Raw genomic sequence first — 13,684 nt, forward strand, 5'->3', positions numbered from 1 at the left:
GGCCTCACCCGTCACCCGCGGCCCGCTCGGACCACTCCTTGAGGTCGCGGCGCTCGATCGCGGCGGCCATCAGGCCCGGGAAGGCGTCGGGGGTGCACGCGAACGCCGGGACGCCCATCGCGGCCAGCGCCGCCGCGTTGTCGTGGTCGTAGGCGGGCGCTCCCTCGTCCGACAGGGCCAGCAGCACGACGACCTGCACGCCCGCCGCCGTCAGCGCCGCGACCCGCTGGAGCATCTCGTCGCGGATCCCGCCCTCGTACAGGTCGCTGATCAGCACGAGGATCGTCTCGGCCGGCCGGGTCACGAGGCCCTGGCAGTACGCGATCGCCCGGTTGATGTCGGTGCCGCCGCCGAGCTGCGTGCCGAACAGCACCTCGACCGGGTCGTGGAGCTGGTCGGTGAGGTCCACCACGCTGGTGTCGAACACCACCAGCGACGTGCGCAGCGAGCGCATCGACGCCAGCACCGCCCCGAACACGCTCGCGTACACCACCGACGCCGCCATCGACCCGCTCTGGTCGATGGCGAGCACCACGTCCCGCTTGACGGCCTGCCGCCGCCTGCCGTACCCGATCAGCCGCTCCGGGACGAGGGTCCCCTGGTCGGGCAGGTAGTGGCGCAGGTTCGCGCGGATCGTGCGGTCCCAGTCGACGTCGGCGAGCCGCCTTGGGCGCAGCACCCGCGCGGACCGGTCCAGGGCCCCGCCGACGGCCGAGCGCGTCCTGCTCGCGAGACGCCGCTCCAGGTCGCCGACGACCTTGCGGACCACGGCCCGCGCCGACTCCCTGGCCCTGTCGGGCAGCACCCGGTTCAGCGACAGCAGGGTCCCGACGAGGTGGACGTCCGGTTCGACGGCGTCCAGCATCTCCGGCTCCAGCAGCAGCCGGGTGAGGTCGAGGCGCTCGATCGCGTCCTTCTGCATCACCCGGACGACGCTGGACGGGAAGTAGGCGCGGATGTCGCCGAGCCACCGGGCGACCGAGGGCGCCGAGTCGCCGAGCCCGGCGCCGCGCCGCCCCGGCCTGGGGCGCCCCTCGCCGCCGCCCGCCCCGTAGAGCCTCTCCAGCGCCCCGTCGATGCGGACGTCGTCGCCCGCCAGCGCCGCCCCGGTCCCGTCGGCCTGGTCGCCGCCGAGGACCAGCCGCCAGCGCCGCAGCCGGTCGTCCGCGCTTTCGGCGCTCCCGCTCTCCTCGCTCACGAGGGCCCCTCCCATCCGAGGATCCGCAGGGCCGTGGCGGCCGCCGGGGCCGCCCGTGCCGCGTCCACTTCGTCGTCCGGCGGCTCCGCCCGCCCGGCGGGAGCGGCGCCCCGGCGGCGGAGCCGCTCGCCGATGGCCCGGCGCTCGGCCGCGGGGTAGGCGCCGAAGGTGCGGCGCAGCAGCGGGAGCACGTCGGTGAACGAGTCGGCGGGCAGCCCCGAGATCCACTCGTCGACGAGCCGCAGGAGCGCCTCGTCGTGCATGAGCAGGAGCCCGCCGCCCGCGAGGAAGCCCTCCACCCACGCGGCGGCCCGGTCGGGCGCGGCGCCGACCGACACGGCCCGCGCCATCCGGTCGGGGACGTCGTGCAGCCGCCCGGCGTCGAGCAGGAGGCGGGTGAGGCGGCCCTCGATGAGGCCGTGCAGCGTGTCCGGGCGGCCGAGCAGGCCCTCCAGGGTGCGGCGCCAGCGCTCGGTGTGGCCCTCGTCGGCGAGCAGGGACAGGGCGCCGTGGACGGCGTCGACGTGCCCGAGGAACTCGCGGGCGGCGTCGTCGTCGAGACCGGTGATCGCGGGCGGGAGGCCGACGCAGACGCGGACGACGAGGCCGTCGACCACCGCGGCGAGCGGGCCGGTGGAGGTGCCGCGGACGTCGCCGTAGCGCAGCGCGCGGACGAGCGCGGGCATCGCCGCCATCAGGTGCGCGACGTCGGTGTCGACCGCGGCGCGGTCGGAGAGCGCGCCCATCACCGCGGGGAGCGCCTCGCCGAGGTCGGCGAGCAGGCAGCGCTCGGCGACGGCGGTGAGGTCGGCGAGGGCGGTGGCGTCCTCGGCCGCCGCCTTGGCGCGGGCGGTGCTCGCGGCCCGCACGGTCGTGCCCCACACGCCGGCCTCGATCAGCTCCACGTCGAACTCGGGCCGCCAGGCCAGCGTCCACGTCTCGCGGAAGGTGCCCCTGGAGCGGCTCTCGGACGGCACGCCCCAGTTCACCTCCAGCAGGCGGAGCCGGTGCAGCAGGCGGCTGCGCTCCAGGTCGGTGGGCTTGCGGAGGTCGAGGTCCTGCTCCTTGTCGAGCGCGGACGGCCTGAGCCTGAGCCGCCGCTGCTCGGCCTGGAGGTCGCGCTGGAGCGGCACCATCGGGGTGCGCTCCGGGACGGCGCCGAGCCGCTCGCCGACGACCATCCGGTCCTGGATGAGGCGGACGGGCAGCTCGGCGCCCTCGCACAGGACGGCCCGGGTCGCCTCGGTGACCTCGTCGAGCCCGGCGAGGGGGCGGCCGCGCAGCGCGGCGAGGGCCTCGGCGAGCCGGACGGCCTCGATCACGTGCGCGGAGGAGACGTGCAGGTCCTCCTCGCGCAGGACGCGGGCGGCGGCGGTCAGCCAGCGCTCGATCGGGCGGTCGCGGGCCGTGAACAGGTGGTGGTACCAGCCGGGGGAGCGCACGCCGGCGCCGTAGCCGGAGCGCCCCGCGAGCCGCCCGTGCGTCCACGGCACCCACGTGATGGCGACCTTGGTCTTCGGCAGGCCGCGCAGCGTGGTGTCGTCGCGGGTCGCGGGGACCTTGGCGCGCAGGGCGGGGACGTGCCAGGCCCCGCAGACGACCGCGACCCTGTCGTGGCCGTCCTTGAGGGCGCGGCGCACCGTGCGGCGCATGTGCGCCTCGCGCTGCCGCTCCCGAGGGGGCGGTTCGAGGTCGCCGCGCAGCTCCGCCATGGCCTCGGCGATCGCGGGGAAGGGGGACGGGCCGCCGTGGCGGTGCTCGACCACGTCGTCCCACCAGCGCTCGGCGTCGTCGTACCCGGCGGCCTTCGCCAGCCAGCCGAGCGGATCGAGGCTGATCCCCTCCTCGGGGGGCTCGTCCTCGGCCGGGACGAGCTGGTTCGCGGCGGGCAGGTCGCAGAACCGGACCGGGACGCCCGCCGACAGCCCGTACCTGACCGCCTGCCATTCGGGGCTGAACTCGGCGAACGGCCAGAACGCGGCCCTGCGGCCGCCGTCCGCCGGGGCGGGGGAGTAGGCGAGCAGCGCGACCGGCGGCACCATCCCGGCCTCGCCCGCCAGCTCCACGATCGCGTCGGCCTCGGGCGGCCCCTCGATCAGCACGGCGTCCGGCTCGAAGTCCTCCAGCGCATCCCGCAGCGCGCGGGCCGACCCCGGCCCGTGGTGCCGGATGCCGAAGACTTCGACCTGGCTCAAGAGACCTCCCGGCAGGCGCGGTAGAAGTCGCGCCACTCGGGGCGGTCGCGGACGACCGCCTCCAGGTACTCCTGCCACACGACGCGGTCGGACACCGGATCCTGGACGATGGCGCCGACGATGCCGCCCGCCACGTCCGCGGCGCGCAGCACGCCGTCGCCGAAGTGCGCCGCCAGGGCCAGCCCGCTGGTGATCACCGAGATGGCCTCGGCGGTGCTGAGCGTCCCGCTGGGCGACTTCAGCTTGGTGCGCCCGTCGGCCGTGGCACCGGACCGCAGCTCCCGGAACACCGTGACGACGCGCCGGATCTCCTCCAGGCCCGCCGGGCTCTCGGGCAGCTCCAGCCCCGCGCCGATCTGGTCGACGCGCCGGGCGACGATGTCGACCTCGTCCTCGACGGACTCGGGCAGCGGCAGCACGACCGTGTTGAACCGGCGGCGCAGCGCGCTGGACAGCTCGTTCACGCCCCGGTCGCGGTCGTTGGCGGTCGCGATGACCGTGAAGCCCCTGCGCGCCTGCACCTCGGTGTTCAGCTCGGGCACCGGCAGCGTCTTCTCCGACAGGACGGTGATCAGGGTGTCCTGGACGTCGGAGGGCATCCGGGTCAGCTCCTCGATGCGGGCGACCGCGCCGCGCCGCATCGCGCGCATCAGCGGGCTCTCGACCAGCGCCCGCTCCGAGGGGCCCTCGGCGAGCAGCCGCGCGTAGTTCCAGCCGTAGCGGATCGCCTCCTCCGCCGTGCCCGCCGTGCCCTGCACGAGCAGGGTGGAGTCGCCGCTGACCGCGGCGGCGAGATGCTCCGACACCCAGGTCTTCGCGGTGCCGGGGACGCCGAGCAGCAGCAGCGCGCGGTCGGTCGCGAGCGTCGCCACCGCGACCTCCATCAGCCGGCGCGGCCCCACGTACTTCGGGCTGATCGCCGTGCCGTCCGGCAGCTCGCCGCCGAGCAGGTAGGTGGTGACGGCCCAGGGCGACAGCCGCCAGCCGGGCGGCCGCGGCCGGTCGTCGTGCTCGGCGAGCCGCGCCAGCTCGCCGGCGTGCTCCTGCTCGGCGTGCGGGCGCAGCACGGCCTCCGCACCCGGTGCGGGGGAGTCGCCGAGGCCCCCCGGGCCTGCCTCATCGGTCACTGGTCAAGCTCCTTCAGCATCTCGTCGCGGAAGCGCAGGGTCGCGATCAGGTCGGTGACGGCCTGCGGGGCGGCCGGTCCGAGGCCCGCCAGGCGGGCCGCCGCGGCCGGGTCGAGCCGCTGGTCGGCGAGCCGGCACAGCTGCGTGATCAGTAGCTCGTCGCGGCGGGTGAGCCGCTCGGCGGACGCGGCCAGCGTCTCGACCACCGCCGCGGCGAGCGGACCCGCCCACGGCCCGGGCACCCGTTCGAGGACCCGCAGCGGACCCGACCGCCCCTCCACCCAGCGGAGCAGGTCGACCGCCGCGGGGTCGCGCTCGGAGCCGGGCAGGACGGACAGCAGGTCGGCGAGCTCCTCCGGCTCGTCGGCCATGACGCCGCCCCTGAGCAGGGCCCGCGCCCAGCCGGCGTCGCGCTGGCCGAGGGCGGCGCGGGCCCAGCCGATGCGGACGTCGCGCCCGTCGGAGTCGGAGACGGGCAGGCAAACGACCTCCACGGGCGGTAGCCCGAACAGCTCCGTCCAGGTGGACAGCGGGGTGCGGGCCAGGATCTCGCGCAGCCACGCGGCCCGCGTCCCCACCGGCGCGCCCCCGCCCCGCGGCGCGAACGACCCGCTCGGATGGAACGGGACGCCGTCGCGCGCCATGCCCTCGTCGTGGTCGTGCGGCGGCTCCACCCGGATCCACGTCTGCCTGCGGCCCCCGACCACGCGTTCCCCGGCCGTCAGGCAGGCCCGTGCGCGCTCCGCCATGCGCTCCCCGTAGGCCGAACCCGGCATGCGGGCCAGCAGGTCGGACGCGATCTGCCGGACGTCCTTCCCGCGGTCGTCAAGGGCCGCCTCCAGGAAGTCTTCGTCGTCCAGGGACAGGCCATGCGAGAACGTGGCGATGAACGCCGCGCGATCGGGCGCGGGCTCCTTGGCCCACGTTCCGAGGAGGAGCTCCCGCGCGCGCTCCGGCTCGGTCTCGCGGAGCATGGTCAGGTAGGCGACGCGCCGGTTGCGGGTACCGGTCTCCCATACTTCGGGGCCGCCGCCCGGATCGTCGCCCGCGCCCACCAGGTACGCCCAGTCGGTGTTCTGGAGGGCCAGCCACACCCCCCGCCTCCCGCACGCCCGCGCGATCGAGGGGCGCAGCATCCGGTCGCTGCGCCCTCGCTCCAGCAGGTCGGGAAGCGCCTGGGCGGGCACGCGCAGGCCCCGTGCCGCCGCCGCGTCCAGCCACTCCGGCAGCACCCGGATCTGCTCGCCCGACAGGATCCGCCGCAGCCGGGCCGCGGCCGCCCTCGGGACCGCCGGGGCGTCCTCCACCGGGGCCGTGGCCACGGGCTCGGGGGCCGCGCCCGACGGGACCAGCCCCGCCCGCCTCCGGACGGCCAGCAGCGCCGCCTGGTCGAGCAGCCTTCCCGCCCCGTCGCCCTTCCCGCCGCCGGGACTCTCCGGCAGGGCGGGCGGGTCGCGGCGCTCGGTGCCGAGCAGCGCGGCGGTGACGTGCTCGTCCCACGCCGTCACAGGATCACCGTCCCCTCGTCCTCGTGCCAGGCGGCCAGCGGGCGCAGCCCGCGCGGGCGCCATTCCCCGGCCAGCGTGACCGGCCCGCCGCCCGACAGCGCGAGCAGCCGCCACGGATCGCCGATCCGGAGCGGCAGCGCGTCCCCGGCGTCGTCGACGACGTGCAGTTCCCCTCCTTCGGTGCGCGCCAGGCGGACCCTCTCCAGGGTCGCGGGCCAGCGGTCCAGCCACGGGTCGAGCGCGACCGCCGCGGCGTGCTCGTCCAGGAACCCCTGGACGGACGTCCCCGCGGGCGTGCCCGGCACGGCAGCACCGTGCCGCTCGGCGACCAGCGCCCGCAGCGGCTGCGCGCCCGGGTAGAAGGCCAGCTCCGCATCGACCTGCGTACCCACCACGAGCGAGGTGTCGAGGGAGGTGCCCGGTGCGGCGAAGGAGAGCACGAGCGCGGGGCGCCCCGTGCGGCTCCCGCGCAGCCACACCCGCCGCGTCGTGAGCAGCTCCTGCGCGGTGTCGCGCGACCCTGTCACCGACCACACGTCCCGGACGCGCTCCCCGCCGGACAGCACCTCCTCCTGGGGGACGGTGAACCCCACCCGCGACCGGACGGTCTCGCGCAACCCCTCGGGCAGCTCATCCTGCCGCTGGTAGGCCCGCACGAGCAGCCGCAGCAGCGCGTACTCCTCCAGCAGGAGGCCGGGCCAGCCGGGCCGGCGCGGGATCGCCGCGAGGCCCCTGATGTGACCCGCCAGCGCCCCCGCCTGCGCGTCGACGAGGCGCCGGGCCACGTCGTCCCACACCCGGTAGGGGGCCTTCTCCGCCTGGGCGAGTCCGTGCGCGACCTGGTCGCGGAGCCACTGGTCCAGCTCGGCGAGGCCGTCGTCGACCCGCCTGGCCCGCCGCTCCACCGTCTTCGGATCGCGAACCCTGGCCGCGGGCGCCGCCCGCCGCTCGGCCGTCCGCTCGGCCCGGCCGCGCCGGTCCTCCACCCACTCGGCGACCCACCCGGGCCGCACCCCGGCCCCGACACCGCCGCTCGCGGAGGGCCGACCCCCCGCACCCCCCGAAGCGGCTTCGCCTTCTTTGTTGCTTGCGGGGGGCCGGCCCCCCGCACCCCCCGGAGCGGCTTCGCCTTGTTGTATGAGGCCGTCCGCCCACAGGAGCAGCAGCCCCAGGGCGTGCTTGCACGGGAACTTGCGGCTCGGGCACGTGCACCGGAACGCGGGGCCGGTCGGGTCGGCGCACGTCCGGTAGACGGACTTGCCGCTGCCCTGGCACTCGCCCCAGACGGCCTCGTCGTCGCTCCCCGCCCGCCCCCACCTGGCGGGCTTGGCGAGGCCGCCCGCCGCCTTGGCGGACGCCGCGTCGGGCGCGAGCCCGAGCACCTGCTCACGAGACCACCGATCCCTCACACAGCCGAAACTATCCGCGCCCTCGGACAGTCGGGGACGGGCGGTCCCCGCCCGGCGTCAGCCGACCCCGCCGAACCCGGGCGGGGTCGGAAGGTCGGGCAGGGAGACGTTCGGGACGAGGAGGGCGCCCCCCGCCAGCAGGGCGACCAGCGCGACGGCCGCGAACAGGCCCACCCAGGCCAGCCCGGGGACGCCGGTGAGGTGGGCGAGCTGGTCGGCGTCGGAGCTCGGCGCCATGTGCCGGGCCCGCATCCGCTGGAGCTCGATCACCGGGCGGGTGGCGGCCAGCAGCAGGAACCAGGCGGCCAGGTAGGCGAACCCGGCCTGCACCGCGGCGCTGCCGAGCCACGACACCGCGAAGACGACCGCGCCCGTGACGATCACCGACAGCGCGCCGTAGGCGTTGCGGATCATGATGAGCATCCCGGCGAGCAGCGCCAGCGAGAACCACAGCATCAGCGTGATGCGGCCGTCCGCGAGCAGCAGCGCGAACAGCAGCCCGAGCAGCGGCGGCGTCAGGTACCCGGCCATCGCCGTGAAGATCATGCCGGGGCCGTGCGGCTTGCCGCGCGAGACCGTCACGCCCGAGGTGTCGGAGTGCAGCTTGATGCCGTCCAGCTTGCGGCCGGTGACCAGCGCGAGGAGCGCGTGCCCGCCCTCGTGCGCGATCGTGACGGTGTTGCGCGCGACCCGCCAGGTCGGGCCGTGGACCACCGCGGCGAGCGCCATGAGGCCGACGAGTGCCACCAGCCACCACGGCGGATCCGGCTGCGTTCCCGTCACCCGGTGCCACAGGTCGGCGATGCTCACGTTTTCCACGTCCACCTCGGAGTCGTTCGTCGCGATGCCCAACATTAGGACGTCAGGGATAACGTTCGCGTTCGGTTCTCCAACAGACGGACTGGGCATGGCGCCCCCGCCGTGCGGATGTGATCGATGTCATGGCGGACCCCCCGTAACGCGGCGTACCGGTACCGGTTCGGCGGGCATCTTCGCGATCTCGCTCCGACGTGGGCCGTTTTGCCGTTAAGGTGCACTTCGCGCCCCGGGTCAGCGGCTCCCGCGCCGGCGCGCCGAGAGGGTGAGCGGGGATTGAACGGGGACCGATCCTTCGCGCGGGCCAGGAATCCGCGCGGTCTTTTCCAGTGCCTCCAGCGCTACGGGCCGGGCTGCCGGAGCGCGGCCGGCCGGACCGGCGTGCCCGGTGCGGGGGCGCTCACCCGCGGGACGGGCGCCGCGCCTGGGGGCGGGCCGAGGCCGATCGAAGGTGAGCGAACCATGTCGAGCGCGCAGGGATGCCGACGATGACTGAGAACCCCGGAATGGACCCGGAGGCGCTGGCCGGGCGGTTCGCGCAGATGTTCGCGGCGCTCGCGGGCAGCGTCGAGCGGGTCGTGCGCGGCAAGCGGGAGAAGGTCGAGCTGGCGCTGATCTGCCTGCTCTCCGAGGGCCACCTCCTCGTGGAGGACGTCCCCGGCGTCGGCAAGACGACCCTGGCGCGGGCGATGTCGGCCTCCGTGGAGGCCAAGTGGGCGCGCATCCAGTTCACGCCCGACCTGCTGCCGAGCGACATCACCGGAGTGTCGATCTTCAACCAGGCGGACGGCGCGTTCGAGTTCCACCCCGGCCCGATCTTCGCGAACCTGGCCGTCGCCGACGAGATCAACCGCGGCTCGCCCAAGACGCAGTCGGCGCTGCTGGAGGTCATGGAGGAGCGCCGGGTCACGGTCGAGGGCGTCCCGCACCCGGTGCCGCGCCCGTTCATGGTGATCGCCACGCAGAACCCCGTCGACATGGACGGCACCTACCCGCTGCCGGAGGCGCAGCTCGACCGGTTCCTGATGCGGATCTCGATGGGGTACCCCGACCACCAGGCCGAGGTCGCGCTGCTCGCCGGCGCCCCGACCGGCGCCGTGCTCGACACCATGCCCCCGGTGATGGGCCGCGAGGACCTCGCCCGGATGATCGACTTCGCGCAGCGGCTGCACGTCGCGCCGCCGCTGCACGACTACCTCGTTCGGGTCGTCTCGGCCACCCGCGGACATCCCGATCTGCGGCTCGGGGCGAGCCCGCGGGCCAGCATCGCGCTGCTGCGCGCGGCGCGGGTGCGTGCCGCGGCGGCCGGGCGCTCCTACATCGTCCCGGAGGACGTGAAGGCGCTGGCGGTCCCGGTCATCGCGCACCGGCTGATCGTCACGCCGGAGGCCGAGCTGCGCGGGCGCTCGGGCGCCGACGTGGTCGCCGACGCGCTGGGCAGCGTGCCGACGCCCCAGGCCGCCGGGGTCTGAGGTGCTGACGCCGCTCGGGTGGGGGACGGCGGCCGGCTCGGTCCCGCTGTACGCGGCGGGCTGGTGGCTCGGTTATCCGGAGCCCGCCGTGCTCGCCGTCGCGGGCCTGGCCGCCGTGGCGGCCGCGCTGCTGTGGACGCTGCCGCGCCCGAAGCTGGAGGTCGGCCGGGAGATCGCGCCGACGCGGGTCGAGCGCGGCCGGCCCGCGGTGGGCGTCCTGCACGTGACGAACAAGGGGCGCGGAGCGCGCGGGCTCAGTGCCGAGGATGCGGCCGGAGGGACCGCGGTGGTGGTCGAGGTCCCGCGGCTGCGGCCCGGCGGCACGCGCACCGTGACCTACCGGCTGCCGACGGCCCGGCGCGGCGAGATCCAGGTGGGGCCGCTGCGGCTGGTGCGCGCCGATCCCCTCCGGCTGGCCCGCCGGGTGCGCGAGTACGGGTCGCCGCGGACCCTGCTCGTCCGGCCGCGGACGGTGCCGCTGGCGCCGCTGCCGTCCGGCCGCGCCCACCACCTGGACGGCCCGACCAGCGACAGGTCCCCGGCGGGGACCGCGACGTTCCACGCGCTGCGCGAGTACGTGATCGGCGACGAGCTGCGCCACGTCCACTGGAAGTCCTCGGCCCGCACCGGGACGCTGATGGTCCGCCAGCTCGTGGACGCCAGCCTGCCGACGACGGCGGTCGTGCTGGAGGCGCGTCCCGGCTCGTGGCCGGAGCCCGACGACTTCGAGCTGGCCGTGGACGCTGCGGCGTCGGTCGCGGCCGGGGCGGCGTCGGCGGGCTTCCCCGTCCGGATCCTCACCGGCGAGGGCCAGATCGCCGACACGCGGGGCGGCCCGGACGACGTGGAGGTCCTCCTCGACCGGCTCACCGCCGTCCGGACGCGGGAGACGCCGCGCTCGGCCGTGGACGCGGTGCGGAGCCTGCGTGCGGGCGGCTCCCTCGTCGTCGTCACCCCCGACGGCGCCGAGCTCGCGCGCGTCGCGTCCGTCCGCGCCCGCTTCGACCGGATCGTGGTGCTGCGGGTCAGGCCGGCCGCGCCCGCCGCGGCGCCGCCCGGCGTCCAGCTCGTCGACTTCGCCGACCTGGACGCGCTGGCCGAGGCGTGGCGGCGGCTGGGGAGCACCCGGTGACGCGGTACGTCTCGATCGCCGTGACGGCCTGCGTCGTCGCCGTCGCCGGGCTGGCGTTCCAGCGGGTCTTCGGGCTCGGTCCGGTCGTGCCCGTCGTCGCCGTCGCGGCGGTCGTGCCCACCGTGCTGTCCGGGTTGCTGTCGGGACCGCGCAAGGGCGGGGACCCGTGGCCGCTGTGGATCTCGCTGGTGCTGACGGTCGTCGCCTGGGCGGGGACGGTCTCGGTCACCGTCCTGCGCCCCGCCCTCGGCGGCGGGACGCTGCCGAACGCGCTGCGCGAGGGCGTGCTCGGCTCGTGGAAGTCGATCCTGACCACGCTGCTGCCCGCCCCCGCGAAGCCGGAGTACCTCGTCCTGGTCCACGTGGTGGTGTGGCTCGCGGCGTTCGCGGCGGCGGAGCTGGCGCTGCGCACGTCGCTGCGCGCCCTGCCCTGCGTGCCCGCACTCGGCGTGTGGGCGGTCGCGCTGCTGCTCGGAGTGGACGGCCCGGGCTCCAACCTTCCGCTCGCCGCCGCGACCGTCGTGCTCGTCGCCGTGCTCGTCCTCGTCCGCGCGGACGGTCCCGGCTCGGGCGTCGCCTGGCGGCCCCTCGCGATCGGCGTGCCCACCGCGGCCGTCCTTGGGGCGCTGGCCTTCGCCGCCGGAACCGTCGTCCCCGTCAGCGCGGACCCGTACGACCCGCGCGAGCAGGTGCAGGCGCCTCCACCGCGGCAGCGCGACGGCGTGAGCCCGCTGGACCGCGTCGGCGGCTGGCTGCTCGTCCCCGACCAGGTGATGTTCACGGTCCGGTCCCGGCGCGGCGAGATCGAGCGGCTCGCGGTGCTGGACAGGTTCGACGGCGTGACGTGGTCGTCCTCGGCGCGGTTCGTCCCGACCGGGAGCCGCGTGCCGCAGGGACCGGACCCGGACCGCGAGCACGAGGTCGTGCAGGACATCACGATCCGCGACCTGCCGGGCGTGTGGGTGCCCGCCCCCGACCGGCCGCGGGAGGTCGGCGGGCTCCCCGTCGTCGTCGACCCGGCCAGCGGGGCGCTGGCCGCCGCGCAGCCGCTGCGTCCCGGGCAGACCTACCGCGTCGAGTCCGTCGTCCCCGAATGGACCGTCGACGACCTCGCCGGAGCGGCGGTGGCGGTCGACGCGGAGGCGCGGGCGGCGCGGGAGCTGCCCTGGGGTCCGGGCGCCGAGCAGCCCCCCGTCCAGCTCGCCGAGTTCCGCAGGTTCGCCCAGGCCGCGACGCGGGGCGCCGTGTCGCCCATCCAGAAGGCCGCGATGCTCGCCGAGTACCTCAAGCGCTATGCCCGGTACGACGTCACCGCCCCGCCCGGCCACACCTACCGGCAGCTGGACTACTTCCTGGGCGAGGGCCGGCGCGGCACGCCCGAGCACTTCGCGACCGCCTACGCCCTGCTGGCCCGGGCGCTCGGCCTGCCGTCCCGCGTCGTCGTGGGCTTCGACGGAGGCGAACGCACGGGCGACACCGCCGAGGTCCGGTCCGGGGACGTGATGGTGTGGCCGGAGATCAAGTTCGAGCGGCTCGGCTGGGTCCGGTTCAACCCGCTCCCCGACGGCGCGCGCCGGTCCAGGAGGAACGACTCCGTCGCGGCGGGGGAGACGGAGCAGAAGCTGGAGCAGGCGCAGAAGAGCGCGGCCTCGCAGCAGCGAGGCCAGGGAGCGCGCGGCACGACGCGGGAGGGCCCGCGGCAGGCGCCCGCCGCCGCCGACCGGCCCACGCCGTGGTGGGTGTTCGCCTCGATCGCGGCGGGCGCGCTCGCCCTCGGCTACCTGTGCGCCGTCCTGCTCGCCCCCGCCCTGCGGAGGCGGCGCCGCCGGGCCGGGCCGCCCGCGGCCCGCATCACCGGCGCCTGGCACCAGGCGCTCGACCACCTCGCCGACGTCGGCCTGTCCACGGCCCGGACGCTGACCGCGCACGAGGTCGCCGGCTTCGGCGCGTCCGCCGTCGGCGACGACGCCCGCGGCCACCTCGGGCCGCTCGCCGACCTCGTCAACCGCAGCCGCTTCGCCGCGTCCCGGCCGGACGAGGCCGCCGCCGACCGGGCCTGGCGGCACACCGACGAGCTCGGCCGCCTCGTCACCGCGAGGGCCGGGCGGCTGCGCCGGCTCCGGCGCCGCCTGCACCCCCGGTCCCTGCGGGACCGGTCGCCGCGCGACGACCGCCCCGTCAGGACGGGGGCACGCTGACCGCGATCTCGCCGCCGAGCACCGCGCCCCCCGCGAGCTCCAGGTCGTCGCCGCTCCAGAACCGGCCCGGGTCGAACCAGTTCGGGCGGCGCCCCTTCGGCAGCAGCCCCATCGACTGGTACGTCACCGCGACGACCTCCGCGCAGAACGCCGTCTCCAGGTTCGCGTCCCGCTCGGCGGGCCGCCGGATCGGCACCCGCCCGCGCGCCCACCGCGTCGCGAGCTTCGACGTCGAGGGGAACGGCGTGCCGTCCAGCCGCGCCACGGCGCGCAGCGCGGCGTCCTCCGCCTCCCGGGACGGCGGCGGCTCGAGCTGCCGCAGCCACGCCCGCTGCCCGTAGCGGTTGCCCCAGGCCAGCACCGCGTCCCGCAGGTCGTGCAGCTGCGCGCCGCGGTGGTGCCCGCCGGTCCACATGTCCCGCAGCGACCGGCCGAGCTCGGCGTGCCACATCAGCGGCGGCAGGTCGTCGATCACCAGCGCCATGCCGACGTGGTTGACGGGGCTGTTGGTCGTCATCTGGATGGCGCGGTCGGTGGCCGTGCGGCCCCGGAACAGCCACACGTCCCCGGTGCGGGTCAGCTCGACGGCCTCGCTGAGAGAGATGCTCGTAGCCGGCATGATCGCTACG

10 protein-coding genes are annotated in these 13,684 nt (G+C 76.3%); 3 read left to right on the plus strand and 7 right to left on the minus strand.

The features are described 5' to 3' along the window. Positions 1-4 precede the first annotated feature (4 nt). From FKD65_RS38415 to FKD65_RS38440, 6 genes are read right to left on the minus strand one after another with little or no spacing between them, the layout of a single operon-like run. On the minus strand, positions 5-1,198 hold the full coding sequence (locus FKD65_RS38415) for a VWA domain-containing protein (protein ID WP_240809808.1): 1,194 nt from the start codon (positions 1,196-1,198) through the stop codon (positions 5-7). After that, positions 1,195-3,393 carry a DUF5682 family protein gene (locus FKD65_RS38420; RefSeq protein WP_240809809.1) on the minus strand — a complete coding sequence of 733 codons (2,199 nt, stop codon included), beginning with the start codon at positions 3,391-3,393 and terminating at the stop codon, positions 1,195-1,197. The genes FKD65_RS38415 and FKD65_RS38420 overlap by 4 nt, the downstream gene beginning before the upstream one ends. Further along, positions 3,390-4,460 carry an AAA family ATPase gene (locus FKD65_RS38425; RefSeq protein WP_205718976.1) on the minus strand — a complete coding sequence of 357 codons (1,071 nt, stop codon included), beginning with the start codon at positions 4,458-4,460 and terminating at the stop codon, positions 3,390-3,392. The genes FKD65_RS38420 and FKD65_RS38425 overlap by 4 nt, the downstream gene beginning before the upstream one ends. 56 nt (positions 4,461-4,516) lie before the next feature. Then, on the minus strand, positions 4,517-6,028 hold the full coding sequence (locus FKD65_RS38430) for a DUF5691 domain-containing protein (protein ID WP_141584173.1): 1,512 nt from the start codon (positions 6,026-6,028) through the stop codon (positions 4,517-4,519). Continuing rightward, entirely contained in the window at positions 6,025-7,437 is a 1,413-nt protein-coding gene (locus FKD65_RS38435) for an SWIM zinc finger family protein (protein WP_141584174.1), read from the minus strand. The genes FKD65_RS38430 and FKD65_RS38435 overlap by 4 nt, the downstream gene beginning before the upstream one ends. 57 nt (positions 7,438-7,494) lie before the next feature. Continuing rightward, the gene (locus FKD65_RS38440; protein WP_240809810.1) at positions 7,495-8,262 is read right to left on the minus strand and encodes a M50 family metallopeptidase; all 768 of its coding nucleotides are present in this window, start codon (positions 8,260-8,262) and stop codon (positions 7,495-7,497) included. Positions 8,263-8,741: 479 nt separating this feature from the next. Here FKD65_RS38440 and FKD65_RS38445 point away from each other — a divergent pair, with 479 nt between their 5' ends. Genes FKD65_RS38445 through FKD65_RS38455 form a run of 3 tightly spaced genes read left to right on the plus strand, consistent with a single transcriptional unit; the run spans position 8,742 to position 13,055 of the window. Then, a complete protein-coding gene (locus tag FKD65_RS38445) occupies positions 8,742-9,725 on the plus strand; it encodes a MoxR family ATPase (protein WP_141584176.1) in 984 nt (327 codons plus the stop codon). A gap of 1 nt (position 9,726) precedes the next feature. Next, entirely contained in the window at positions 9,727-10,857 is a 1,131-nt protein-coding gene (locus FKD65_RS38450) for a DUF58 domain-containing protein (RefSeq protein ID WP_141584178.1), read from the plus strand. Beyond that, positions 10,854-13,055 (plus strand): DUF3488 and transglutaminase-like domain-containing protein, encoded by a 2,202-nt coding sequence (locus tag FKD65_RS38455; protein WP_141584180.1) that lies wholly within the window; start codon positions 10,854-10,856, stop codon positions 13,053-13,055. The genes FKD65_RS38450 and FKD65_RS38455 overlap by 4 nt, the downstream gene beginning before the upstream one ends. Here the strand turns inward: FKD65_RS38455 and FKD65_RS38460 are convergent. Further along, the gene (locus FKD65_RS38460) at positions 13,036-13,674 is read right to left on the minus strand and encodes a hypothetical protein (protein ID WP_141584183.1); all 639 of its coding nucleotides are present in this window, start codon (positions 13,672-13,674) and stop codon (positions 13,036-13,038) included. The genes FKD65_RS38455 and FKD65_RS38460 overlap by 20 nt on opposite strands. Positions 13,675-13,684: the final 10 nt, after the last annotated feature.

Source organism: Actinomadura sp. WMMA1423, assembly GCF_006547145.1.
Lineage (GTDB): Bacteria > Actinomycetota > Actinomycetes > Streptosporangiales > Streptosporangiaceae > Spirillospora.

Coding starts and splice junctions, on each gene's coding strand:
- FKD65_RS38445 (WP_141584176.1), top strand. CDS start 8,742: ATGACTGAGAACCCCGGAATGGACCCGGAGGCGCTGGCCGGGCGGTTC.
- FKD65_RS38460 (WP_141584183.1), bottom strand. CDS start 13,674: ATGCCGGCTACGAGCATCTCTCTCAGCGAGGCCGTCGAGCTGACCCGC.